The 25131-nt window shown below is 66.3% G+C and carries 24 protein-coding genes and 1 pseudogene; 9 read left to right on the top strand and 16 right to left on the bottom strand.

What is annotated here, in order from left to right:
• Positions 1 to 11: 11 nt before the first annotated feature.
• The 12 genes from hisI to OVO38_RS04980 form a co-directional block, all read right to left on the bottom strand.
• The gene (gene hisI, locus OVO38_RS05035; RefSeq protein WP_095277551.1) at positions 12 to 380 is read right to left on the bottom strand and encodes a phosphoribosyl-AMP cyclohydrolase; all 369 of its coding nucleotides are present in this window, start codon (positions 378 to 380) and stop codon (positions 12 to 14) included.
• Complete coding sequence (gene hisF, locus OVO38_RS05030; RefSeq protein ID WP_095534841.1) at positions 381 to 1154, bottom strand: imidazole glycerol phosphate synthase subunit HisF; 774 nt, start codon at positions 1152 to 1154, stop codon at positions 381 to 383.
• Between the two features lie 46 nt (positions 1155 to 1200).
• The gene (locus OVO38_RS05025; RefSeq protein WP_323746823.1) at positions 1201 to 2034 is read right to left on the bottom strand and encodes an inositol monophosphatase family protein; all 834 of its coding nucleotides are present in this window, start codon (positions 2032 to 2034) and stop codon (positions 1201 to 1203) included.
• A gap of 30 nt (positions 2035 to 2064) precedes the next feature.
• Entirely contained in the window at positions 2065 to 2820 is a 756-nt protein-coding gene (gene priA, locus OVO38_RS05020; RefSeq protein ID WP_095277556.1) for a bifunctional 1-(5-phosphoribosyl)-5-((5-phosphoribosylamino)methylideneamino)imidazole-4-carboxamide isomerase/phosphoribosylanthranilate isomerase PriA, read from the bottom strand.
• 29 nt (positions 2821 to 2849) lie between these two features.
• A complete protein-coding gene (gene hisH / locus OVO38_RS05015) occupies positions 2850 to 3533 on the bottom strand; it encodes an imidazole glycerol phosphate synthase subunit HisH (protein WP_267207903.1) in 684 nt (227 codons plus the stop codon).
• A gap of 11 nt (positions 3534 to 3544) precedes the next feature.
• A complete protein-coding gene (locus OVO38_RS05010; RefSeq protein ID WP_267207902.1) occupies positions 3545 to 4822 on the bottom strand; it encodes an MFS transporter in 1278 nt (425 codons plus the stop codon).
• A 25-nt stretch (positions 4823 to 4847) separates the two neighbouring features.
• Entirely contained in the window at positions 4848 to 5024 is a 177-nt protein-coding gene (locus OVO38_RS05005) for a hypothetical protein (RefSeq protein WP_158221631.1), read from the bottom strand.
• On the bottom strand, positions 5025 to 5648 hold the full coding sequence (hisB, locus tag OVO38_RS05000; RefSeq protein WP_267207901.1) for an imidazoleglycerol-phosphate dehydratase HisB: 624 nt from the start codon (positions 5646 to 5648) through the stop codon (positions 5025 to 5027). It lies immediately after the preceding gene.
• Entirely contained in the window at positions 5641 to 6759 is a 1119-nt protein-coding gene (locus tag OVO38_RS04995) for a histidinol-phosphate transaminase (protein ID WP_267207900.1), read from the bottom strand. The genes hisB and OVO38_RS04995 overlap by 8 nt, the downstream gene beginning before the upstream one ends.
• 2 nt (positions 6760 to 6761) lie before the next feature.
• Positions 6762 to 8075, bottom strand: a complete 1314-nt coding sequence (gene hisD, locus OVO38_RS04990) for a histidinol dehydrogenase (RefSeq protein ID WP_095555123.1) — start codon at positions 8073 to 8075, stop codon at positions 6762 to 6764.
• A gap of 114 nt (positions 8076 to 8189) precedes the next feature.
• Positions 8190 to 8762, bottom strand: coding sequence for a hypothetical protein (locus tag OVO38_RS04985; RefSeq protein ID WP_267207899.1), 573 nt, complete (start codon positions 8760 to 8762; stop codon positions 8190 to 8192).
• Between the two features lie 13 nt (positions 8763 to 8775).
• Positions 8776 to 9552, bottom strand: a complete 777-nt coding sequence (locus OVO38_RS04980) for a hypothetical protein (protein ID WP_267207898.1) — start codon at positions 9550 to 9552, stop codon at positions 8776 to 8778.
• 226 nt (positions 9553 to 9778) lie between these two features.
• Here OVO38_RS04980 and OVO38_RS04975 point away from each other — a divergent pair, with 226 nt between their 5' ends.
• The 6 genes from OVO38_RS04975 to OVO38_RS04950 all read left to right on the top strand — a co-directional run bounded on the left by OVO38_RS04975 (position 9779) and on the right by OVO38_RS04950 (position 18507).
• Positions 9779 to 10366: a TetR family transcriptional regulator gene (locus OVO38_RS04975; RefSeq protein WP_267207897.1), complete on the top strand. Its 588-nt coding sequence runs from the start codon at positions 9779 to 9781 to the stop codon at positions 10364 to 10366.
• A 39-nt stretch (positions 10367 to 10405) separates the two neighbouring features.
• A complete protein-coding gene (glgX, locus tag OVO38_RS04970; RefSeq protein WP_095534850.1) occupies positions 10406 to 12598 on the top strand; it encodes a glycogen debranching protein GlgX in 2193 nt (730 codons plus the stop codon).
• A gap of 81 nt (positions 12599 to 12679) precedes the next feature.
• The gene (locus OVO38_RS04965; RefSeq protein ID WP_267207896.1) at positions 12680 to 14107 is read left to right on the top strand and encodes an exonuclease domain-containing protein; all 1428 of its coding nucleotides are present in this window, start codon (positions 12680 to 12682) and stop codon (positions 14105 to 14107) included.
• Between the two features lie 86 nt (positions 14108 to 14193).
• Positions 14194 to 14823 carry a hypothetical protein gene (locus tag OVO38_RS04960; RefSeq protein WP_267207895.1) on the top strand — a complete coding sequence of 210 codons (630 nt, stop codon included), beginning with the start codon at positions 14194 to 14196 and terminating at the stop codon, positions 14821 to 14823.
• A 68-nt stretch (positions 14824 to 14891) separates the two neighbouring features.
• On the top strand, positions 14892 to 17396 hold the full coding sequence (gene treY / locus OVO38_RS04955) for a malto-oligosyltrehalose synthase (RefSeq protein ID WP_267207894.1): 2505 nt from the start codon (positions 14892 to 14894) through the stop codon (positions 17394 to 17396).
• 55 nt (positions 17397 to 17451) lie between these two features.
• Positions 17452 to 18507: a GTP pyrophosphokinase gene (locus OVO38_RS04950; protein WP_267207893.1), complete on the top strand. Its 1056-nt coding sequence runs from the start codon at positions 17452 to 17454 to the stop codon at positions 18505 to 18507.
• Here OVO38_RS04950 and OVO38_RS04945 read toward each other — a convergent pair.
• The 3 genes from OVO38_RS04945 to OVO38_RS04935 are packed head-to-tail and all read right to left on the bottom strand — an operon-like array spanning position 18504 to position 19838.
• On the bottom strand, positions 18504 to 18899 hold the full coding sequence (locus tag OVO38_RS04945; protein ID WP_095536804.1) for an RNA-binding S4 domain-containing protein: 396 nt from the start codon (positions 18897 to 18899) through the stop codon (positions 18504 to 18506). The two genes, OVO38_RS04950 and OVO38_RS04945, sit on opposite strands and share 4 nt — an antisense overlap.
• A gap of 12 nt (positions 18900 to 18911) precedes the next feature.
• Entirely contained in the window at positions 18912 to 19145 is a 234-nt protein-coding gene (locus tag OVO38_RS04940; protein WP_095277586.1) for a hypothetical protein, read from the bottom strand.
• A gap of 48 nt (positions 19146 to 19193) precedes the next feature.
• The gene (locus OVO38_RS04935; protein ID WP_267207892.1) at positions 19194 to 19838 is read right to left on the bottom strand and encodes an IMPACT family protein; all 645 of its coding nucleotides are present in this window, start codon (positions 19836 to 19838) and stop codon (positions 19194 to 19196) included.
• Between the two features lie 66 nt (positions 19839 to 19904).
• On the opposite strand from OVO38_RS04935, the gene treZ reads away from it, so the two are divergent.
• On the top strand, positions 19905 to 21698 hold the full coding sequence (gene treZ, locus OVO38_RS04930; RefSeq protein WP_267207891.1) for a malto-oligosyltrehalose trehalohydrolase: 1794 nt from the start codon (positions 19905 to 19907) through the stop codon (positions 21696 to 21698).
• 51 nt (positions 21699 to 21749) lie between these two features.
• Here the strand turns inward: treZ and ilvA are convergent, their stop codons facing one another.
• Positions 21750 to 23057 (bottom strand): threonine ammonia-lyase IlvA, encoded by a 1308-nt coding sequence (gene ilvA / locus OVO38_RS04925; protein ID WP_095545935.1) that lies wholly within the window; start codon positions 23055 to 23057, stop codon positions 21750 to 21752.
• Between the two features lie 466 nt (positions 23058 to 23523).
• Here ilvA and OVO38_RS04920 point away from each other — a divergent pair.
• Together OVO38_RS04920 and OVO38_RS04915 are read left to right on the top strand one after the other, a co-directional pair.
• A pseudogene (locus OVO38_RS04920) lies at positions 23524 to 24731 on the top strand (IS110 family transposase).
• Positions 24732 to 24932: 201 nt separating this feature from the next.
• A partial coding sequence (locus OVO38_RS04915; RefSeq protein WP_267207890.1) for a transposase occupies positions 24933 to 25131 on the top strand: 199 nt, incomplete at its 3' end.

Raw genomic sequence — 25131 nt, 5'->3', positions numbered from 1 at the left:
AGTCGTGCGCGTCAGAGTAGCTGGTCCGCGTCAAAGCAAGTGCGATCGCCCGTGTGGCAGGCCCCACCGGTCTGTTCCACCGTGACAAGGAGGGTGTCGCCGTCGCAGTCCAGACGCACCCCCGTCACGCGCTGCACGTTCCCGCTGGTCAGTCCCTTAATCCAGTAGTCTTGGCGGGAGCGCGAGTAGTAGGTCCCGCGCCGCGTGGCCAGCGTGTAGGCCAGCGCGTGGTCATCCATCCACGCCATCATAAGCACCTCGCGGGTGTCCGCCGCCTGCACCACTGCCGGAACGAGTCCCGCGTCGTTGCGCTTCAAGCGCTGCGCGATCTCCGGATCGAGCGCATAGTCGGCGGGATTATCGCTGTGCTGGGTGTCCACTTACCGGACCTCCTTGCCGGCATCCCGCAGCGCGTCCTTCACCGCGGCGATGGAGACCTCGCCAAAGTGGAAGATCGATGCGGCAAGCACCGCGTCGGCACCTGCATCGACCGCGGGCGGGAAGTGCTCCGCTTTACCGGCGCCGCCGGAGGCGATCACCGGGATCGTCACGGACTCTCGCACCGCGCGCAGCAGGTCCAGGTCGAACCCCTCCTTCGTGCCGTCACCGTCCATGGAGTTCAAGAGGATTTCACCCACGCCCAGGTCCTGGCCGGTGCGGGCCCACTCCACGGCGTCGATACCTGCTGAGCGCGTGCCGCCATGGGTGGTGACCTCGAACCCGGACGGCTGTTCCGCGCCGCCCTCGGGGACGCGCCGCGCATCGACGGACAGCACGATGCACTGGGCGCCGAACTCCTCGCTGAGTTCACGCAGCAGCGACGGGTTCGCGATGGCTGCGGTATTCACGCTCACCTTGTCCGCTCCCGCGCGGAGGAGCTCGCGGACGTCGTCAGCAGAGCGCACTCCCCCGCCGACGGTGAGGGGAATGAACACCTGCTCCGCGGTGCGGCGCACGACATCCAACATGGTGCCGCGGCCCTCCTTCGACGCGGAGACGTCGAGGAACGTCAGCTCGTCGGCGCCTGCCTCCCCGTACTTCTTGGCCAGTTCGACCGGATCGCCGGCGTCGCGGAGGTTGGCAAAGTTGACCCCCTTGACCACCCGACCCTCGTCCACGTCGAGGCACGGGATCACACGAATTGCAACGGGCATGGGAGGGCACGTCCTTTCGGGCAGGGCTACAGGGCTACAGGGCTATCTACACAATGGACTTCATCGTACTCAGGGTCCGAGCGTGCGCCTCTGGGGTGCCGAGCAGGGCACCGACGGAGTGCATGTGCCAGGGCTTGCCTACGGCGTCGGTCACGCGCGCCCCGGCGCAGCGCGCTAGGCACACGCCCGCCGCGTTGTCCCAGATGTGCGGCGAGAAGCTCACGGCCGCCTGGTAGATGCCCTGCGCCACGAACGCCAGGTCCACCCCCACGGAGCCGGAAATGCGGGGGCGCAGCTCCGTCTCCGCGAGCGCCCCGACAAGTCCCAGGCGCATCCGGGCAGGGAACCGCTGCCGGTCGTCCGAGCCGACGGAGCCCACGCCAACCTGCCACGCGGACGCCGTCCGGCTGTTCACCGGTGGCAACGCATCCCCGTTGAGCATGACCGGGCCGCCCGCGACGGCGCTCAGCTGCATGTCCATCAGCGGGATGTCCGTCAGCGCGAGGACCGGCTCGCCGCGCACCACCAGCGAGACCAGAATCGCGCAGTTGGGGTTGCCGGACGAGTAGTTCGACGTGCCGTCGATGGGGTCCACGACCCAGCACGCGTGCTCGTTGAGCTCCCCGCCCTGCTCCTCCCCGAAGACGGGCACGCCGGTCTCGGACTCGAGGCGGCGGCGCAGGAGCGCCTCGATGGCCAGGTCCGCTTCGGTGGCGAAGTCCCCCTTCCCCTTATCCAACGCCGGCGCCGCGCCGAGGTGCGCGGTGAAGAGCTCGCGAGCTTGCGCTACCACGTCGCGCGCGGCGTCCATGCACCCGGGAAGGTCGACGCCTGTCCCCGCCGCATCGGTGTTGGAATCGGGCTGGTGCAACTCGCTCACGTGCGGTGCCCCTTCTCCTTCGTCTCGCAATTAGTCCTGGGCCGCGGGCGTGGCGTGTGCCACCGCGTCGAGCGCTTCGGTCAGCGTGAACTTCTGCTCGTAGAGCGCCTTGCCAATGATGGCCGAGTCGATGCCTTCCTCCGCGTAGCTGGCCAGCTCCCGCACGTGGTCGAGTGTGGCGATCCCACCGGAGGCGGTCACCGCAGCGTCGCTCGCCGCCGAGACCTCCCGCAGCAGTTCGATGTTCGGACCGGTCAGGGTGCCGTCCTTGCTGACGTCGGTAAGCACAACGCGCGCGCACCCCGCCGCATCGAAGTACTCCAGGACCTCCCAGAGATCGCCCCCGTCCGAGGTCCAGCCGTTGCCCTTCGTGCGCCACTCGCCGGCTTCCTCGCGCACCGCCAGATCCACCGCGATCTTGTCACCAAAACGCGCGATGACATCGGCCGCCCACTGCGGGTTCTCCAGCGCTGCGGTACCGATGTTCACGCGACGCGCACCGGTGGCCAGGGCGCGCTCAAGCGAAGCGTCGTCCCGAATCCCCCCGGTCAGCTCCACCTGCACATCAAGCTTGCCGACGATGTCCGCCATCATCTCGTGATTCGACCCCCGCCCAAAGGCAGCGTCCAGGTCGACGAAGTGGAGCCACTGCGCCCCCTGCTCCTGCCAGCGAAGGGCAGCCTCCAACGGGTCGCCGTAGCTCTTCTCCGTCCCGGCCTCGCCCTGCTCGAGGCGGACGGCCTGGCCATCAACAACATCTACGGCGGGCAGCAGTGTGAAATCCATGCACTCATGGTAGCAGCGCCGCAGCGCGTTTAGCGCAGCGTGTTCACCCAGTTCTCCAGCAGCACCAGGCCCGCGTCTCCGGACTTCTCCGGGTGGAACTGCGTGGCCCACAGAGGGCCGTTCTCCACCGCAGCGACGAACCGGCAGTCGCCGTGCGTTGCCCAGGTGACCTTGGGGTACGCGATGTAGTCGTCGGCGGATAGCGCGAAGTCGCGCACCCCGTAGGAGTGCACGAAGTAAAAGCGCGTCTGCGGGTCCAGACCGGCGAACATCTCACTGTTGTCCGCGATCTCGACGGTGTTCCAGCCCATATGCGGCAGCACCGAAGCCTCGAGCTTCTCCACCACCCCGGGCCACTCGCCGAGCCCCTTGGTGTCCACGCCGTGCTCCACGCCGCGGTCAAACAGCACCTGCAGGCCGACGCAGATCCCCAACACCGGGCGCGAACCGGCGAGGCGCTGGCCAATGACGCGGCCACCGTTGACCCGGTTGATGCCGCGCATGCACGCGTCGAACGCTCCCACCCCAGGAACAAGCAGGCCGTCAGCCTCCACCGCCACGTGCGGGTCTTGTGTGACGGTCACCTGCGCGCCGACATGCTCGAGGGCGCGCTGCGCGGAGCGGATATTGCCCGCCCCGTAATCAAGCAGGGCGACGCTGGGGGCACTGCTCGGCGTTGTCGCGTGGTCCGGGCGCTCAGGGGTGGCGTTCATGGTGGCTCATCTTACCGGTCGCGGCGGCGGTGGCGGCGCGGTGCCTGCACCGACTGGAGCCGGGCGGCGAGGTTGTTCACCTCAACCACGCGGTGGCGGCCCAGCTGGCGGTCCAGCAACGTCACCACCAGGCCGATCATGATGACGGCCGCGGAAATGCCAAACATGGGTGAAAACGCCATCGTGGTCAGCAGCATGCCGTAGAAGGTTGAGCCGAGCCCGGTGCCACCGTCGTAGGCCACGTTCCAAATCGCCGCGGCTTCCGAGGTCTTGGACCGGGGCAGCCGGTAGAACATCATGGTCAGCGCCTCGTTCTGCACGGCGCCGAAGCCGAGTCCGTACAGCAGCGCCGCGAGCACCATCCACCACACAGACAGCTGGAACACCAGGATCACGGCGATGAGGAAGACGCCGAGGGCGGCGGTGATTTGGAAACGAATCATCACGGTACCCGGATACCCCACGCGGTCCATGACGCGGCCCGCGTAGTAGCGCGAGAGCATGGAGGCGAAGTTCATGAACCCGAGCATGAGCCCGCCCAGGGTTGCGCCGGCGACGGGGTCGAGCTCGCGCATCGACGCCGGCAGGAAGTTCGTAATCGCACCGTATGCGGTGGTGACGAACATGAGCGCGAGCGCAGGGACGAGCACCAACCGCCAGATCGGCACGTAAATGTGGTCCGTCTCCGACGTTTCCTTCTCCGGCGGCGGGATGGGCGGGATGCCTTGGCAGGCCACGAGCGCGAGCAGGCCGACGCCGCCTGCAATCAAGTAGACAGCGTCGTACCCGATGCGCTGGACCAGGGCCATGCCAGTGGGCAGCGCGATCATCTGTGCCAGGCCAATCATGATGCCCACCACGCCGGTCGCGCGGCCCAGCAGGCGGATGGGTACCAGCTCCGCGACGATCGCCGCCTCAGCTACCGTCAGCGCGCCGAAGCCCACGCCGCGGATCGCGGAAATGGTGAGCACCTCGGGCGCCCCCATCCCGAGGAGGTACCCCACCGCGGGGAAGCCCAGGAGGAACGCGGAGACCGACATCACGGTGGTGTAGCCGAACTTTCGCAGCAGCCGCGGAGTAAACACCTGTGTGGTGACGGTAAAGAGCATGAACACACCGGTCGTGGTGCCGGCGAGTGTCTCGCCCCCGCCAGCGTCAAGGACGGCAGTGGGAACGACGGGCAGGAGCAGGGCCCACGCGCCGAACGCGCACGCCATGGCCACGAAGACCGCTTTGAGACCGCGTGCCTGCCACACGCTTGTTAGGGAATTGATCTCTTCCGTAGTCACAGGACGACGGGAAAAGAAGGACACCTCACACCACCTTTGCCATGTTGAACAGCGCGAACACGAATGCCAGCGCAGCGAGTAGAGCTAATACGATTGTGACGGCCTTTGAGCCGTGTTGATACGCCGACCACACTCCCCCAGCGAGCAGCCCGGCAAGCAGGAAGAGGACGACAACCCACATTCCGGCAGCGACGTTAAACACCTACAGCGCCCCCTTCGTCGACGGCACCCCCGAGATACGGGGGTCGCGCTCCACCGACTGGCGCAGGCTGCGGGCCACCGCCTTGTACTCCGCCTCCGTGATGTGGTGCGGGTCGCGCCCGTAGCGCACGTTGAGGTGGAGCGTGAGGCGCGCGTTGTACGCCAGCGTCTCGAAGAAGTGGCGGTTGATCACGGTGGCGTAGTGCCCGCCGATGACCTGCCAGTCCATGTGCTCGGGCTCGCCGTGCATGACAAAGTAGGGCCGCCCGGAAAGGTCGACGACACCTTCCACCAAGGTCTCGTCCATGGGCAGCAGCATCGATCCGAACCGGCGGATGCCGCGCTTGTCACCGATGGCGTCGATAAGCGCCCAGCCCAGTGTGATGGCGGTGTCCTCGACGGTGTGGTGGGCGTCGATGTGCGTATCGCCCTGGGCACGCACGGAGAGGTCGAACGCACCGTGGGTGCCAAACGCGGTGAGCATGTGGTCAAAAAACGGCAGGCCGGTGTCAACCTCGACCTGGCCCGTGCCGTCAAGGTTGATCTGCACCGTAATGTCGGACTCGCTGGTCGTGCGGGTCGCGGTGCCGATGCGCTGCGTGGCTGGAACCGGGGACTCAGTCATGGGAAACCTCCTTCGCTGCGGTGAGAAATGCGTCGTTTTCGTGCGGTAGGCCGATGGTCGCGCGGAGGTGGCCGGCCACCCCGACGTCGCGAATCAGCACGCCGCAATCGAGGAACTCCTGCCACGCGGCGGGCGCGTTGGCAAACGGCCCGAAGAAGACGAAGTTCGACTCGCTCGGCACGACATCGTAGCCCATCTCCTCCAGCCCCGCCTGGACTCGGTCGCGCTCCTGCGCGAGCTTCTCCACGGTTTCCAGGGTCTGCCCCGCGTACCGAAGCGCCACGCGCGCGGCCGCCTGCGCAAGCACCGAGAGGTGGTACGGCAGCCGCACGAGCATCACTGCCTGGATAAACGCAGGCGCCGCGACGAAGTAGCCGAGCCGCCCGCCCGCAAAATCGAAGGCCTTGGACATGGTCCGCGACACCACGAGCTTCTCCGGGTACCGCTCCAGCAGCGTCACCGCCGAAGCGCTCGGCGAGAACTCGGCGTACGCCTCGTCCACGATCACGATGCCCGGCGCGGCCTGGATGAGCCGCTCGATGTCGTCCAGGGTCGTTACGTCGCCAGTCGGGTTGTTCGGCGTGGTGATAAAGATGACGTCGGGCGCATGCTTATCGACGCCCACCAGCGCCGCCTCAAGATCAATCCGGAAGTCCTCACCGCGCGGGACCGCGATGAACTCCGTTTGCGTGCCCGCAGACAGAATCGGGTGCATGGAGTAGCTGGGGATAAACCCCATCGCACTGCGGCCGGGGCCGGCGAAGGCCTGCAGCAGCTGCTGGAGGATTTCGTTCGAGCCGTTGGCCGCCCAGACGTTGTCGCGGGTGACGCGGACGCCGGTTTGGCCGCTGATGTAGGCGGCGAGGTCGCTACGAAGCGCGAGCGCGTCGCGGTCCGGGTAGCGGTTGAGGTTGCCGGCGACGGCGGCAACTTCCTGCACGAGAGCGTCGATAAGCTCCTGCGATGGCGGGTACGGGTTCTCATTGGTATTCAGCGCGACCGGGACCTTGAGCTGCGGCGCGCCGTACGCGGACTTGCCGCGCAGTTCCTCGCGCAGCGGCAGCCCGGCGAGCTCGGTGGACGCGGCGAGTGTGCCGTCCTGAAACTGCATGGTTAGCGGCCTCCTTCGAGTCGTGCGCGGATGGATTCGCCGTGGGCGGGCAGCTGCTCCTCGGCGGCCAGGGTGATGATCGCCTGGCCGATCTCCGCCAGCGCGGCCTGGTCGTACTCGATGAGGTTGACCGGCTTGAGAAAGGTGTGGGTGGACAGGCCCGCGGAGAACCGCGCGGTGCCGGACGTGGGCAGGACGTGGTTGGAGCCGGCGGCGTAGTCGCCAAGCGGCACCGGCGAGTACGGGCCGACGAAAATCGCGCCGGCGTTGGTCACGCGCTCCGCAACCTCCCGGGCGTTGGCGGTGTGGACCTCGAGGTGCTCCGGGGCGTAGGCGTCGGCCACGGCGACCGCGGCGTCCATGTCGCTCACCAGCACGATGCCGGATTGCGCCCCGCCCAGCGCGCTGCGGGCACGCTCGGCATTGAGCGTGGACGTGGAGTGCTGCTCCACCAGCTCGTCGACGCGGCGCGCGAACGCTTCCGAGTCAGTGATGAGGACACTGGCCGCCTGCTCGTCGTGCTCCGCCTGGGAAATAAGGTCCAGCGCGACGTACTCGGCGTTGGCGTGCTCGTCCGCGATCACCGCGATCTCGCTGGGGCCCGCCTCTGCGTCGATGCCAACCACGCCGTTGACCAGGCGTTTGGCGGCGGCGACGAAAATGTTGCCGGGCCCGGTGACCATGTCCACCGGCTCGAGCTCGACTGCGTCGTCGCCGAACGCCATGAGCGCCACGGCCTGTGCGCCACCGACCGCCCAGACCTCGGTGATGCCGAGCAAGGAGCAGGCGGCGAGCGTGGTCGGGTGCGGCCAGCCGCCGAACTCCTCCTGGGGCGGTGTGCACACCACCATGGAGGTGGCACCCGCCTCCTGCGCCGGGATGACGTTCATGAGCACGCTCGACGGGTAGACCGCCTTGCCCCCGGGGACGTAGAGGCCCACGCGGTTGATGGGAACGAACTTTTCGGTGACGTGCGCCGACGCCGCCAGGCGCGTCGTGTGCGCCGCTGGCTTCTGCTCCGCGTGGACGCGGCGGATGCGCTGGATGGCCAGCTCAAGCGCGTCGCGCACCGCGGGGTCAAGGTCGGCGACGGCCCGCTCAATGACCTCGGCGGGCACGCGCACCGACGCGGGGCGGATCCGGTCGAACTGTTCGCCGTATTCCAGGGCTTTCGCAGCTCCTCCGGTGCGCACGGCCTCCACCATCGGCGCCACGGTGGGCAGGACCGCGTTCACGTCCGTCCCGCCGCGCGGTAGTGCGCGACGGAGCTCGGATGTCGTCGGCGTGGTGTCCCGGAGGTCGGTGACGTGCAGCATGGAAACTCCCAACATCGCTCGCGTTGCTTTGAGGTACGGGGCGCGGCCTTTGCGTGGCTGTGCCCCAGGACGTTTCCAGTGTAGGGGTCGGGACCGCTGCGCGCGGCAAGTTCGTCAGTCAGTTGGCAGTTCGTCCCGCTCCACGACGAGGGACAACGCGTTGGAGGCCCAGTAGATCAGGGAGGAGACAAACGGGCCGACCAACCATGCAGCGCCGAGTTTGGCGGGAGGCACCATCTCGATCTGCTGGCCGTCGGCCAGGTTCGCGTGGTCCAGAGGGTGCAGCGCCGCGGCGAGCACGTCGCCGGTAACGGCCACCGTCAGGACCGCGGAGACCGCGCAGGCGATGAGCCAACACAGCGAGCCGAGGCCTCCACGGGTGCGTCGAGAAGCGAACTGGTGCAACGCGACGACGGCCAGGACGACGCCGATGGCCAGAGTGATCAGGCTGAACCAGCCGGTCGCGGCGAACTCCACGTTTGCCGGGCTGGCCACCTGGTCGATGGCGAGCCTCCCGTCATCCGCCGTGCCCACGTACGCCGGGCGCAGCCAGCCCCACACGAGGCCGCCGCCGATACCGAGCAGCAGCGCGCACACTACAAGGCCCGCGTCCGCCCCGATCCGGGCTGGGAACCTCGGGATGCGGGGCCGCGACGCGGGCTGGGGTGTTTCTAATGCAGTACTCAACGAAGGGCGCTGACTAGTTGCAGAGCTTCCAGCGGCCATCCTCGCGCTGGAAGAGCTGGGTCTGGGTATCCTCGCCGGAATCATTCTTGGCCGTCACGGACGCGGAGGCGCGGTCGCCGTCAACACGAACGTCCGCCAGGGAGATCTCGGACTTCGGCAGGTCCATGGTCATGCCGGCATCTTCCTGCATCCGCGCCGCTTCCTCGACGGAGTCCAGGGTCATGCCCTGGCGCTCAAGCTCCTCCATCGCAGGGTCGCGCACGGCCTTGCAGGAGTTATCCAGGATGGTGCGGGTCCAGGTGGCGAGCGACTCCGGGTTGGAGACGGCCTCGACGACCTTGGTCATCTCGTCGATGTCGCCCTGCGACGCATCCTGGCCACCGGCGATCGGCTCGTGGGTGACCTGCTCGTACTCACCGTCCGCAAACGGGTTAGCAATGGTGGGCACATCGCCGTTCTCGCCCTGGTTGTCGGAGCCGGAATCCTTCTCGCCGGAGTGCTTGGCATCCTTCTCCGAGGTCTTCTTCGCGGCGTCCCCGCCCTTGGAGTCCTGGTCCTTCTGTCCGTCCTTCTGGTCCTTGTCGTCCCCGGACTTCTTTTCCGATTCCTTCGCGGCGCCGTCGACGGACTCGGTGTTGTCGGCCCCGTTGTCCCCGGCGGCCTCAGCTGCTGTGGACAGACCGCCGCCGTTGGTTTCCTCCCCTGAGCCACACGCAGACAGTGTCAAGGTCAGGGCGATTGCCGTGACACCTGCTGCAGCAGCTTTCGTCGTCTTGGTGGAAAACCTCACGAATTACCTCTCTTCATCTCCCGGGAAGTCGGACCGCCCGGGTTCGTATCACTCTTGGACGCGCGAACGCACGCTCGAGATACTTGTAAGTTGTCTCGACCATCCTAACAACACCCAGCTGGGGCAATCGTCGAGTTGAGGTGACAACATTCTGGGCGCTTCCTGTGAGCAATCGGGGCAACGAACCTTCCGTGCCCAGGCGGCGCCACAGTTACGATGGAGCATTATGCAGTTGACCCGGTACACCATTACCGCATCCGCGCTGCGCATTTTGGCAGAGTACGGGCTCGCGGACGTCTCAATGCGCCGCGTGGCCACTTCACTCGGCGTTGCCCCGGGGGCATTGTATTGGCACATCGAGAACAAGCAGGAGCTCATCTCCTGCCTTGCCGCGGAGATTGTGCGACCAGTTGCAGCCGACGCCGCGGGGGAGGCGACCGCGCCGGAACAGCTCGCGCGCGCCCTCCGGGAGGCCGTCCTGGGCATCCGCGATGGCGCCGAGGTCGTGCTCGCGGCAATGAGCCAGCCGGGAGCGCGCATCCGCGGGGAGCTTTCCACCGTCTTTGAGGAGGCAGTGCGGGAAGTCGCGAACGAGGGCGCTCCGGCAAGTGTCCTTCGCTCAGCGGCGGCGGGCCTGGTCACCATGACGCTTGGCGCGGCGACGATGTACCAATCGGGCGCGCAGCTAGCGGAAGCCACCGGGGAGCGGCCGGTGGTGGGCGCCGAGGAAGCGACGCGCGAGCACGAGGAAAGCGTCGCGCTCCTCATGGCGGGGTTGCGCGCGGGAGGCACTGCGGGCGAGGCGGGCGCGTAGCCGGGACCGGGCGCGCAAATTTGGCTAGGATCGGGCGACATGACTGAACCTTCTGCACCTTCTGATGCACCCACCACCTCCGAGGCACCGATCGTGTGGCCAGGATCCGCATACCCGCTTGGCTCCACCTACGACGGAGCCGGCACGAACTTCGCGCTGTTCTCCGGTGTCGCCGATGCCGTCGAGCTGTGCCTGATCGACGACGACGGAGCCGAAACGCGCGTCCCCCTGGAAGAGATGGACAACCACATCTGGCACGGCTACCTCCCCGGCATCGCCCCCGGCCAGCGCTATGGCTACCGGGTCCACGGGCCGTGGGACCCGGCTGACGGCAAGCGCTGCGACCCGAGCAAGCTGCTCATCGACCCCTACGCGCGCGCATTCGACGGCTCCTTTGACACCCACTCCGCGCTGTTTTCCTACGACCCGGACGCTGAGGAACCCGGCACCGGCCGCAATGAGGAAGACTCCTTGGGTCACACCATGCTTTCGGTCGTGATCAACCCGTTCTTCGATTGGGGCGACGACCGCAGCCCGCGCATCCCCGACGAGGAAACGGTGATTTACGAGTGCCACGTCAAGGGCATGACGCAGTCGCACCCGGACATCCCGGAAAACCTGCGCGGCACCTACGCCGGTATGGCACACCCCGCAATGGTGGAATACCTCAAGGACCTCGGCGTCACCTCCGTCGAGCTGCTGCCGATCCACCAGTTCTTCCAGGACGACCGCCTGAAGGAAATGGGGCTGCGCAACTACTGGGGCTACAACACCTTCGGCTTCTTCGCCCCGGAGCACGACTACGCCTCCACCTCCAACCCCGGCGACGCCGTGGCCGAGTTCAAGCACCTGGTGCGCGCCTACCACGAGGCGGGCATGGAGATCATCCTGGACGTGGTGTACAACCACACCGCGGAGGGCAACCACATGGGCCCGACGATTGCGTTCCGCGGCATTGATAATGAGGCGTACTACCGCCTGGTGGACGATGACAAGTACCACTACATGGACTACACGGGGACGGGCAACTCCTTTAACGTGCGCGACCCGCACTCGCTGCAGCTGATTATGGACAGCCTCCGCTACTGGGTCACTGAGATGCACGTCGACGGTTTCCGCTTCGACCTCGCCTCCACCCTTGCCCGCGAGTTCTCCGATGTGGACCGCCTGGCCACCTTCTTCGACCTCGTGCAGCAGGACCCGGTTGTCAGCCAGGTCAAGCTCATCGCGGAGCCGTGGGACGTCGGCGAGGGCGGCTACCAGGTGGGCAACTTCCCGTCGCTGTGGAGCGAGTGGAACGGCAAGTACCGCGACACCATGCGCGACTTCTGGCGCGGCGAGGGCTCCACCCTGGGCGAGTTCGCGTCCCGCCTCACCGGCTCCTCGGACCTGTACCAACACAACGATCGCCGCCCGACCGCGTCGATCAACTTCATCACCGCGCACGACGGCTTCACGCTCAATGACTTGGTGAGCTACAACGAGAAGCACAACGACGCGAACGGCGAGGACAACCGCGACGGCGAGAGCCACAACCGCTCCTGGAACTGTGGCGTGGAGGGCCCGACGGACGATCCGGAGGTGCGCCAGCTCCGCGCCCAGCAGCGCCGCAACTTCCTCACCACGCTCCTGTTGTCCCAGGGCACGCCCATGATCGCCCACGGCGACGAGTTTGCGCGCACCCAAGGCGGCAACAACAACGTCTACTGCCAGGACAACGAGATCGCCTGGATGAACTGGGACCGCCTGGACGAGGCAAACGAGCTCCACGACTTCACCAAACGCCTCATTGCCATCCGCAAGGCCCACCCCGTCTTCCGCCGCCGTCGCTTCCTCTCCGGTGGTGCGCTGGGTGAGGACGTGCTGGACCGCGAGATCGCCTGGCTCGTCCCGGACGGGCAGCAAATGGAACAGAAGGACTGGGACTTCGCCTTTGGCAAGGCGCTCATGGTCTACCTCAACGGCGACGCGATCTCCGAACCCGATTCGCGCGGCCGCCGCATCACGGACGATTCCTTCGTGCTCATGTTCAACGCCCACTACGAGGACATCGAGTTCCGCATCCCGCCGCAGAAGTTCGGCGCCAAGTGGGAGGTGCTCATCGACACGACCGAGCCCCTGGGCTACCCCGTCGGCTTCGATCCCGCCGACGCCGAGGGCACCCTGACCGTGCCCGCCCGCTCCACCATGGTGCTCAAGCAGATCGAGCCGCCGGTGATGCCGGAGGACTAAGGGGCAGGTGCTTATCGACGCCCCACCGCCCCGGTAGACTAGTGCGAACCCGCATTTGCCTGTGATTGGAGAGTAGTTCACGTGATTTCCGCCCACGGCGCCCTGATAACGGTGACCAACTCAAAGGTGGTGTGGCGCCCCTCGCCCCTCGCCGCCGCCCTCGCGGGCGAGTCCGACGAGCACAGCGTGGACGTCGCGGACATCACCAAGGTGACCACCGAGCCCGGGGACGGGTGGCAAGAAGGCCGCCTCACCATCACGCTCGGGGCTGGGGACACCAAGGTGGTGCGCTTCGCGCCCGGCGAGGCGTCGCAAGTAGAAGCGCTCGCGTCGCTGGTGGCTGCGGCGCGCCGGGGCGAAGCCCCGGACGTCGATAATGCGGAAGCCTCTGGCGCGATCCCCGGCTTCGATTTCGTGGGGTTCGACGTGGAGACCGCCAACCCCAACTGGGGCTCCATCTGCCAGATTGGGCTGGTCAAGTTTGTGGACGGCGAAGAGGTCGACCGCGTGTCGTGGCTGTGCCAGCCTCCGGAGAGCTGCAAGCTGTTCGAGCCGGGCAACGTGGCCATCCACGGGATTACCGCCGATGATGTAGCTGACGCGCCCGGCGTGGCTGATCGCATCGACGCGATGATTGACTTCGTCGGCGAGCTGCCGTTGGTCGCGCACAACGCGCAGTTTGACGCCTCGGCGCTGCACAGCGCGTGCGTGGCTACGGGGCACCCGGTGCCGCCCATGCTGTTCGCGTGCACGCTCGCGCAGTCGCGCGCGGAGCGCCTTGACGTGCGCAACCACCGCCTGCCCACGCTTTCGGAGTATTTCGGTGTGGACCTGGACAACCACCACGACGCGTGCGCCGACGCGGCCGCGTGCGCCGGCATCATGCTCGGTCTGGCGCGCCGGGCGCACCACACAGGCTCCCTGGCCAACTTCGTGCACAACAGTGGCTTTGTGCTGGGCACCATCGAGCAGGCGAAGGTCACGCCGGTGACGCGGGACCGCTCCGGGACGCGGAGTGCCGCGCAAGCGGAGCTGCTCGTCGCCGGCGGCGTGCAGGCCGTCGTGGAGGCTGCCGCCGCGCCGCGCGGCAGTAACCAGGCCGGGCCGAAGCGCGGTGGGCAATCCGGCTCGGGCAAGGGGTCGGGGGCCTCGAGCGACGGGCAGCGCGGCCCGGCTCCCTGGCAGTCTGTGGCCACGCCCGACAAGGTCCCCGAGCCGAACGTGGACGCCAGCCCGGATTCGCCGCTGTACGGCCAGCACGTCACGCTTACCGGCGAATTCGAGCCCTTTGACAAGGGCACGCTCTGGAACGGCATCGCCGAGCACGGCGGCCAGGTGGGCAAGAACGTGACCAAGAAGACGACGATCCTGGTGGTCGGCGCCTGGAACAGCGTCACCTCCAAGGAAAAGCGCGCCAAGGAACTGCAGGAAAAGGGCCAGGAGATCCAGATCTGGCAGGCGGATCGCCTGCTTTCGGTGCTCGGGCTTGACGACGAACCACCGTTCTGACCTGGCAACTCCCCCTCCGTCAAAAAACTTTCAACTTTTTTGGCAACGCATGGAACCGGGGCGGCAGTTTTTGCGTCTAATAGTGCATGACGCATTTTTCTGACACCCTGGCTCCCCGCGCTCCGGAGCTGCCCGCCTTACTCATCCCCCGCCTCGCCCGGCGCGACGAGCGCTATTCCACCGGCCCGTACGCGTGGCTCACGCCCGGGCTGTGCTCCTCAACCGCGTACGTCAGCCTGTCGCCCGGCCTGGCGTGCGTGTTTGACACCCCGGCAACGGCCGCGCTCACGCACCAGCAAGTGGGCATGTTGGGCTTTTCGGAGCACCAAGCGTGGAAGCACGCTGCCGCGCGCCTGCTCCGCTTCGCCGAGGAGCGCGGCCCGGAGGAGGCGTTTTGGGTCCGGGACGCGTCCATCGCGCTCGGTGGCGCCCCAGGCTCGCTCCCGCGCGGCGTTGAGGTCCAAGCGCTCGGGTGGACGGCCGCGGGGTGGGTGACGCACCCGACAACCTTCGACGTGCTGCACTCGCACTTCACGGAAGTGCTGCGCCCGGAGCACGAATTGCTGTACCACGTTGCTGATGACAACAAGTTGTTCGTCTTCGACGCACCACCAAGGGACGTCGCTGGTGTCGTTGGTTGGGAGCGCCTGATGCGGTACTCACTCGGCTTCCCGCTCCTGCTGTGCCGTCCGCGCAAGGTACGCCGCTTTTACTAGCCACCTCGCTATGGTGAATGGGGTGTCCCTGTGTCCCCGTTCATTCCAGCTCAAGGAGCAACACGACGATGCGTCGACCCATCACTTCCACCTACCGCCTGCAACTGCGCGGCCCGGGGGCCGACCCGTCGGGCCGGGCGTTCGGGTTTGCTGAGGCGCAGGCGCAGATCCCCTACCTGCGCGACCTAGGGGTATCGCACCTCTATCTCTCCCCCATCTTTACCGCCATGCCGGAGTCCAATCACGGCTACGACGTCATTGATCCGACCGAGGTTAACCCGGAGCTGGGTGGCATCGAGGGCCTGCGCGAGCTCGCCCGGGCAGCACACGACGCCGGTCTCGGCATCGTGCTGGACATCGTGCCAAACCACGTGGGCGTGGAGGTCCCGCACCGCAACCGCTGGTGGTGGGACGTGCTCAAGCTTGGCGCGGACTCCGAGTTTGCCACCTACTTTGATATTGACTGGCACGAGGACAACGGCGCCGGCGGCAAGCTCGGGCTCCCGGTGCTGGGCAAGGAGGGCGACGAGGAGCAGCTCCGCCTCACCCACCTGGCCGAGGATGAATTCCCCGCAGGCGCTGCCCCGGGCGGGGAAGATGTCCTGGCCTACTTCGACAACTACTTTCCCCTCGCGCCGGGCTCCTACGACGGGCTCGACGACGACCCGTTCGAGGTCTACCAACGCCAGCCGTACAAGCTGATGTACTGGCGCGACGGCGTAATCTCGTACCGCCGCTTCTTCTCCGTCAACGGGCTCGCAGGGGTGCGCCAGGAAGATCCACTTGTCTTCGAGCACACGCACCGGCTCCTTCGCCAGTTGATCGCAGAAGAGCTTATCGACGGCGTACGCGTCGACCACCCCGACGGGTTGACCAATCCCTTCGCGTACCTCTCCCGCCTGCGGGACCTCGTCGGGCACGACCGGTGGCTCGTGGTGGAAAAGATCCTTGGCGTCAACGAGCCGCTCGACCCGCGCCTGCACGTCGACGGCACCACCGGGTACGACGCGCTGCGGGAACTCGACGGCATCTATCTCAACCGCTCGGCCGAGGACACGTTAAGCATGCTCGCCCTGCAGCAATCCGGCTCGACCTGGGACGAGGAGGCCATCGCGGCGAGCGAGCAGCAGCTCAAGCACGACGTCGCCTCCTCCGAGCTGGGCGCCGAGGTACGCAGGCTCGTTCGCGCCATCCGCCGCGACAACTTCTCCGCGGTGACCGCGGAAGTCTCGGATGAGCAATTGGCGTCGACAGTGATCGAGCTGGTCGCGGCGATGCCCGTCTACCGCGCCGACTACCGGTCGCTCTCGCGCATCACCTCCAGCGTCATCTCGGACATGTCCAAGCGCTTCCCCTCCCGCCGCAACGCGCTCGACCTCATCTCGGCTGCCTTCCTCGCGTCCGGCGAGGCGAAGAACCGCTTCGCCCAAGTCTGCGGCGCCGTCATGGCCAAGGGCGTCGAGGACACGCTGTTCTACCGCGCGAGCAGGCTCGTGGCGCTGCAGGAAGTCGGCGGCGCGCCGGGGCGCTTCGGCGTCGGGGCGGCGGAGTTCCACTTGCTGCAGGACGAGCGCGCCGGGCTGTGGCCGCACGCGATGACGTCACTGTCCACGCACGACACAAAGCGCAGCGAGGACACCCGCGCGCGGATCATCGAGCTCACCGAGGTGCCGAACGACTTCGCCGAGCTGGTGCGGCAAATTGTTGCGCTCGTGCCGCCTCCGGACAGCGCGACCGGCCACTTCCTCCTGCAGAACATCATCGGCGTCTGGCCGGAGGACGGAGAGGTGACGGACGCACTGCGGGAGCGCCTGCACGGCTACGCCACGAAGGCGGTGCGCGAGGCGGCGCTCCACACCACCTGGGTGGACCCGGATGCGCGCTACGAACAGCGGGTGCTGGACTGGGTGGACGCTGTCCTGTACGGACCGGCCGCCGCGCGGGTGAGCGCGTTCGTCCGGCAGCTGCACATCGGGGCGGTCCAGGTGTCGCTGGGCCGCAAGCTGCTCCAGCTGGTCGGGCCGGGGATTCCGGATACGTATCAAGGCCAGGAGTTCGTGGAACTTGCGCTCGTGGACCCGGACAACAGGGCCTTCGTCGACTACACGGCCCGGGCGCAAACGCTCGCACAGTACGACGCCGCCCGCAGCGGTGAGTCATTCGACGTGGCTCGGTTCCTGTACGGCGAGGTTCCGCCGACCCCCGAGGCGCTGGCAGAGCGCGGCAACCACGCGAAGCAGGCGGTCACGGCGGAGGCGCTGCGGCTGCGCCACGAGCGGCCGGAGGTATTTTCGGAGGGCTCGTACCGGGCCGTGTTCGCGCTGGGTCCCGCGCAGCACCACCTCGTCGGCATGGCGCGAGGTATGCAGGGCGAGGACGCGCAGGTGATTGGGCTCGCCACCCGGGAGCCGCTCAAGCTGGCCAGGACCGGCGGCTGGGGCGAAACGACGGTGGACCTGCCGGAGGGCACGTGGGTCGAGCGCCTGAGCAGGCGGGAGTTTCGCGGGACTGTGCAGGTCGCCGACGTGTTCTCCGCGCTGCCGGTGGCGCTGTTCGTGCGTGCGGGGGCGTGAGGATGGGACTGTGGGGGCGTCGATAAGCATGCAGCGGGGTATGCTGTAGCTTCTGATGAGCAACGAGCAGGAGAAGCGCGCCCGGGCGGGCAAGGGGGCGCGGAAGGCTGAGGCGAGGGTTCCCGACGCGACCATCGCCCGGCTCGGCTCTACCTATTTCAACTGGCTCAATGCGCACGAGGACCCGGCGACGGCGTTCCGCCACGCGCTACACGAGCTGATGCGCGATGCCGCCGTGAACTTCGACCGGGTGGACGTGCGGATCAAGACGTGGCCCTCGCTGAAGGAAAAGGCGCGCAAGATGCGCGACGGCGAACCCGTCTACCCGGAACCGTGGACGGACATTAAAGACATCATCGGGGCGCGCATTACGGTACTGCACTCCACCGAGATCCCCGCGGTGCAGACGCTGCTGGCGGAGGAGTTTGAGGTCCTGCGCAGCGTGGATAAGGCGGAGGAGACGCGCGTGGCCGGCGGATTCGGCTACGGCTCGCACCACCTGGTGCTGCGGGTGCAGGAGAGCTCCGAGGGGCTCGAGGAGTATGTGGGGACCGCCTTCGAGGTGCAAATCCGCACGGTGCTCCAGCACGCTTGGGCCGAGTTCGAGCACGATGTGCGCTACAAGCGGGCCGTTGAGGACGTCGACCCGCAGGTGGACCGTGCGTTCACGCTCGCGGCCGGGCTCATCGAGTTGGCCGATCAGCAGTTTGACCAGATCGCCGGGATCACGGATGTGAAACCTGCGGAGGGGGCGGACGTGGAGGCGCAGATCGCGCCGGAGACCCTGCCGGGCATCCTCACGGTGCTGCTCGGTTCGCGCTACCCACTCTCGCGGGCGGCGGACTACCGGTTCCTCAACGAGCTGCTGCGCGCGCACGGCCTCGAGCGGGTCTCGCAGGTCGCGGAGCTGCTCAACCCGGCGGACCTTGAGGCGGTAACCAACGGCCTGCGCTACACATTCGTGCCCGGGCAAGTCAGGCTTGTCGACGACCTCCTGCTCAACCGCTACGGCACCGACCACATCGAGCGCACGTGGGACGCCGGCAACCGACCGAAGGTGCGCCGGGCGCGGCTGACCAAGCGGCTGGCGCAGCTCCGCGCGGCGGACTAGCGGCGCCGGCCCAGCAGGCGGTCGGTCTCGCGCCGCTCCTTCTTCGTCGGGCGCCCCGCTCCCCGCTCGCGCTTGGGCATCGTGGCGAAAATATCCATCGGGGGCGGTGGCGGCGAGTGGTCGAGGTAGCACTGCTTGGCCACGGGCGCCCCGACGCGCTTGCGCACGGTTGCTGTGACCTCCAGGTCGCGGTAGCGGTGGTCCTTCCACACGCGCACCGCGTCGCCGGGCACGACCTGCGCGGCAGGTTTCACCGATTGCTCGTTCAGCTTGACGTGCCCGGCGCGCACGGCCTCCGCGGCCTGGGTGCGGGTCTTGAAGATGCGGACGGCCCACAGCCAGGCGTCGATCCGCACTGCCTTTCCGTCGGGCCTTCCGTCGGGTTGGGTCATTCGCCCGCGCCTTTAGTACTCGTCTTTGTGGTTCACGATCTTCTGTACCTTCATCCAGTTGGCCACGCCGCCGACCACGGCGACGACGAAACCGAGGATGAGCAGCGACCATGAGCTCGCGATGAGGCCGAGGGCGACACCGCCGACCACTCCGCCGCCGGCCCAGAGGACGGCGTTCCGGCTGTACTTGCGCACAGCTTCCTTGCGGCGCGCGATGGGGTTATTGGGGCGAGGCTGCATCGTCATGCTGCACAGTCTATCGCGGGATCACACGCAGCCGGCGTTTGCCGCGGATCAGTCGGTCGTTTCCACCCACCGGTGCCCGGCTTCCTTCGACTCGACGGTGCCTTGGGTGGACGCTGCCAGGTGGGCGTCGACAAGCTCGCGCTGCCCCGGGGCGAACCCGAGCGTGTACGTGGCCAGTGACCCGTAGGCGATGTCTACGACCTCGATGCCCGCGTTGCGCAGTTCCGACTCGATGCGTCCGGCCTCGGCGTGCGGCAGGTTGACGGTGATGAGCTCGCGGAGGTTGCGGGTGGCGCGCGCCAGGTCCTCGAGGGCGCCGGTCACCGCGTGCGTGTACGCGCTGACGAGCCCGCCGGTGCCCAGCTTGGTGCCGCCGAAGTAGCGGATGACCACGGCGCATACGTTGACCAGGCCTGAGCCTTTGAGCACCTCGAGCATGGGCGTGCCCGCGGTGCCGGACGGCTCGCCGTCGTCGGACGAGCGCTCGATGGGCTGCGCGCCGTCGACGTGGACGATGAACGCCGAGCAGTGGTGGCGCGCATCCGGGAACGCCTCGCGCGCTGCGTGGATGAACTCGCGCGCCTCGTCCTCCGATTCGACGCGTCCCACCCAGGTGATGAACCGGGAACGTTTAATTTCAAGTTCGTGGGTGGTCGGCGCGCCCGCGGCGGGCAGCTCGTAGGTGCTCAGCATAGGGGTGAAGTCTACCGGCAGGGGACGTCATTGCAGTGCTCGAGTCGCCTCCTTAGGCTGGGGAACATGAGTGAATCACACAGCACAAACACTGCGAATAATGCTGCGTCCCACACCACCCCGGCCCAGTTTGAGGTATGGGCCCCGAAGGGCCAGCAGGTGCGCGTGACCGTCGACGGCGAGGACCACGACATGCAGCCCGACACGGAGCGCGCAGGCTGGTGGGCGCTCGACCCCGCCACCATCGCCCCGCAGCCGGGTCAGCACTACACCTTCTCGCTCTTCGACGGCACCCAGTGGTCCATCCCCATGCCGGATCCGCGCACGCGCCTCCAGCCCGAGGGCGTGCATGGCCCGTCCGAGGTCGTGAGCACCGACTTCGCGTGGAACGATGACAACTGGTCCGGCATCCCCACCAAGGACATGGTGATTTACGAGCTCCACGTGGGCACCTTTTCCCCCTCCGGCACCTTCGCCGGCGTGATTGAGAAGCTGGACTACCTCGCCGAGCTGGGCGTCAACACCATCGAACTCATGCCGCTGCAGCCCTTCGCCGGAACCCGAAACTGGGGCTACGACGGCGTCGACTGGTTTGCCATCCATGAGACGTACGGCGGCCCGCAGGGGCTCAAGGAGCTTATCGACGCCGCGCATACCCGCGGCATCGCCGTCCTCCTCGACGTGGTGTACAACCACTTCGGCCCGGAGGGCAACTACAACGACGAGTTCGGTCCGTACCTGACGGACGGGCTCACCGCCTGGGGCGAGGTCATCAACATCTCCGGCCCCGGCTCAGACGAGGTCCGCGCCTACATCCTGGATGCGGTGCGCCAGTGGCTCGGCGAGTTTCACGCTGACGGGCTGCGCCTGGACGCGGTGCAGACCTACGACGACCGCCTCGCCTTCTCCATCATGGAAGAAATCGCCCGCATCGGCGACGACCTCGCTGCGGACACCGGCGTGCCTCGCACCGTGATCGGCGAGTCCGACCAGAACGACCCGCGCCTGATCAGCGCCCCCGAGCGCGGCGGCTACGGGCTCGAGGGGCACTGGCTCGACGACCTCCACCACGGGATCCACACGCTGCTGACCGGAGAGAAGCAGGGCTACTACGCGGACTACGGCACCACCGAGATCCTCGCGGATACGCTGCGAAACGGCTACCGGTTCCGCAACTCCTTCTCGCAGTACCGCGCCCGCACGCACGGCCGCGAGCTGGACCTCTCCCACGTCGCTCCGTGGCACCTGGTGTCCTACACCACCAACCACGACCAGACCGGCAACCGCGCTGCGGGCGACCGCCCGAGCCAAAACCTCACCCCGACCCAGCAGGTGCTCAAGGCTGCGGTGCTGCTGCACTCCCCGTTTACCCCGATGCTGTTCATGGGCGAAGAGTTCAGCGCGGACACCCCGTTCCCCTTCTTCGTCTCCCACTCCAATGAGCAGATTCTGGAGGGCACCCGCCAGGGTCGCCTCCACGAGTTCTCCCGCCAGGGCTGGGACCACGACGAAGTGCCGGACCCGGGCAACGAGGAGACCTACACGTCCGCGAAGCTGAACTGGACCTTTACCGACGAGCAGCAGCAGGTCCACGACGCCTACAAGCGCCTGATCCAGCTGCGCCGCGAGCACGGCTGCAACCGCGAGGACCTGCGCACGCTGCAGGTGGACAACGGCGAGAAGTGGCTGACCATGGCGGACGGTAGCGCTGACGGAACGGTCGTGCTGGCTGCGAACTTCAGCGACGAGCCGGTCACCGTGCCGGTCGGCGGTACCCTGCTGTACTCGTTCACCCACCCGCAGGTCGGCGATGACGAGACGGTGCTGGACCCCTGGGGCATCGCCTACATCCAGCGCTAGGCAGCGCCCGCTTGGCCCGCTGGGCTAGCTCGGCCCACTGGGCTTGCTCGGCTAGCTGGAGACGATGAACTCGTACTCAGGCGTGCCGGGCGTGAGCTGGCGGCACTCGATGACGGAGTCATCCATGCGCTCCAGCAGCGGCTCCAGGTCGCTCGCGCGGGTGAGCTCCAGGCCGACCAGCGCCGCGCCGGTCTCGCGGTTGTTCTTCTTCAGGTACTCGAACAGGACGATGTCATCGTCCGGGCCGAGGATGTCGGTGAGGAAGGTACGCAGCTGTCCCGGCTCCTGCGGGAAGTTCACCAGGAAGTAGTGCTTGAGCCCGCGGTGCACCAGGGAGCGCTCCATGACCTCCGCGTAACGCAGCACGTCGTTGTTGCCGCCGGAGATGACGCATACGACGGTGGACCCCGGCTGGACCTTCATCCCGGCCAGTCCCGCCACCGACAGCGCGCCCGCGGGCTCGGCGATGATGCCCTCGTTTTGATACAGCGCCAGCATCTCGGTGCACACCGCGCCCTCGTCCGCGCGCAAAAGGTGCGTGCGCCCTTGGTTGTGCTCGATCACCTCGAACGGGAACGCGCCGATGCGCTTGACCGCCGCACCGTCGACGAACGGGTCAATGTCCGTCAGCGTCACCGGACCCCCGTGCTCGAGCGCTGCGGCGAGCGACGCCGCGCCGCGCGGTTCCACCCCCACCACGGCCGTGCGCGGCGACATGTCTGCCACGTACGACACGATCCCGCCGAGCAGGCCGCCGCCGCCGACGGGCACCATGATGGTGTCCAGCTCCCGGCCAAGCCCCGTCAGCTGAGCGAGGATCTCGGCGGCAACCGTGCCCTGCCCGATGACGGTATCGCGGGCGTCGAAAGGCTCGATGATTGTTGCCCCGCGCTCGCGGGCGTCGGCACGAGCCGCCTCCGCCGCCTCGTCGAACGTATTGCCCGTCACGACGAGCTCGACGTTGTCGCCGCCGTGGACCATAATCCGATCGCGCTTCTGCTTCGGTGTGGGCTTGGGCACGAAGATCTTGCCCTGGATCCCTAGCGCACGGCAGGCGTACGCGACGCCCTGCGCATGATTGCCAGCCGACGCCGCGACCACCCCCGCTGCGCGCTGCTCAGCGGACAGGCGAGAGATGTTGTAGTAAGCGCCGCGAATCTTGTAGGAGCGCACGTCCTGCAAATCCTCACGCTTGAGGTACACATCTGCGCCGTACTGCTGCGACAGCCGCGGGCAGTACTGCAGCGGGGTCGGCTCAATCACCGAGGAAATTTTCGCCTGAGCAGCTTGAATGTCGGCAGCGTGGACCGGTTGGTAGTTGCTCGTTGACTGTTCATTGTGCTCGGTGGCTGCGTTCATGGTGGACAAGTCTATCCGTGAACAGGTATTCGCGCGGGCTATCGCCGCCAGTTTTCATTCACCCGCACGGTTCACCAAGTGTTCACCACGCGTTCTCCTTGGAACTACCTGCCCACTTTAGGATGCCCATTACGTTGTTAGCAGTTCCACCCCAGGGCACCGAAGATTCATAACCTGTCCGCCCGATTGGGCGGGCTATGTTTACTTCCGTTCCCTCCGTCTGAAAGGACAGGGGAACTAGTCACTGGCTTCGGTATGGCTTATATTCGCCCTGTTAAGAAAATGATCCGGGGGGTGATGTCGCCGAAGACAGTGACATACTCAAACTGCTAATAGGAACCTGACCCAGCCCAGGTGGTATGAGGTCTCACAGTAATGTGGGTGCCAGTCCAAGTATGTCCGACCAACCCCAGTGATGAAGCTTAAATAGTCCAACTTCTCATTCATCGCTAGGAGGCACACACCCATGGCCTATGACTTCGTCATTGGCGTAGACGTCGGCAAATACTTCCACCACGCCTGCGTCCTCGATCCCCAAGGCAGGCAAGTCCTATCCAAACGCATCAACCAGCATGAAGGCTCACTACGCAAGCTCTTCGGCAAATTCCTCACCGACAACGCCTCGGTCCTGGTCATTGTCGATCAACCCAACAACATCGGCCGATTAACCGTCGCAGTCGCCCAAGACATGGGGGCAGATGTTCGCTATCTACCAGGGCTTGCGATGCGACAGCTCTCTCGCATCCACGTCGGCAACTCCAAAACCGATGTACGCGACGCCTACGTCATCGCCCATGCCGGTCTTAACCTTCCAGATTCCTTGCGCAGTGTCGACCGCGTTGAGGAAGTCTTTATCCAGCTGAAAGTACTCAACGGTATTGACGAAGATCTCGCCCGGGCCTACACACGCCTGATTAACCAGATGCGATCCGCGCTCGTAGGAACCTATCCTGCATTCGAACATGTTCTGCGCGGACAGATGATTCACCGAAAATGGATCCTCCACCTACTTGCGAAATACGGTGACCCCACCAAGATTCGACGCATCGGTAAAACACGCCTAGCAGCCTTTGCGCGCAGTCACAAAGCGCGCAATCCCGAGCCTGTCATCGATGCCATGCTTGCTGCCATCCACGGACAGACCGTGTCCATTGCCGGCGCAGAATACGCCGAACTTGGCGTAGCAATGTCCGCCAAAGACGCACTGGCCAAACTAGAGCATCGCAAGGAAATAGAAGCACAGGTACTCAAGCTCATTCAAGACATTCCTCAAACCGAGATTCTTTTATCCATGCCCGACATCGGCCCACGTAGCGCAGCACAGATCCTCATGACCGTTGGCGATATGTCCGACTTCCCCGATGCAGCGCACCTAGCGTCCTATGCAGGCCTATCACCACGGACAAATCAATCAGGAACGTCCATTATGTCGAATTCGCCCAACCGCGCTGGCAACAAAAATTAAAGAACGCCCTATGGCAATCGTCTTTTGCATCGATCAGATTCCACGAGCGTTCCCGGCAATTCTATGAACGAAAACGCAAAGAAGGCAAAAGACACAACGCCGCAGTCGTCGCACTCGCACGCCGACGCCTCAACGTCCTCTTCGCCATGATGCGAAACGGCGAGCTCTACCGAGACATCCCCACAATCCAGGAGGCCGCAGCAGCCTAAAGCCACCAGACCCCCATCCAAGCCGATTGCACAGCAAGCCCAATCGGCTCCTCAAGGTACCCAAAACAACATCTACGAGACGAAGCAGAAGCCGTTCACACCCCCAACAAGCCCACCCGCGGAGTTGACAACCTATATAGGAACACCCCCCTGAAGCGTCCTGGGTTTAGTTCCTACCTCTGCTAAGGAAGGATTGGCACTATGCCCAGAAAGTATTCCGCCGAATTCAAGGAGAAGGCGGTCCATCAAGTCCTAGAGATGGTCCGTCTGGAGTCCTGCTCACGGCAACGCGCGTACGAGGAAGTCGGAGAGCTCCTTGGCGTGTCCCACCACACGTTACGCGCCTGGTACCGTGACAGCGTCGCCCATGAGCAGACGGCACCAACAGGTGGCGAAACCA

The sequence above is a fragment of the Corynebacterium sp. Marseille-P8863 genome, from assembly GCF_946902955.1.
GTDB lineage: Bacteria > Actinomycetota > Actinomycetes > Mycobacteriales > Mycobacteriaceae > Corynebacterium > Corynebacterium gottingense.
The sequence above is the reverse complement of the archived record's forward strand: the minus strand, read 5'-3'. Positions and strand labels throughout refer to the sequence as shown.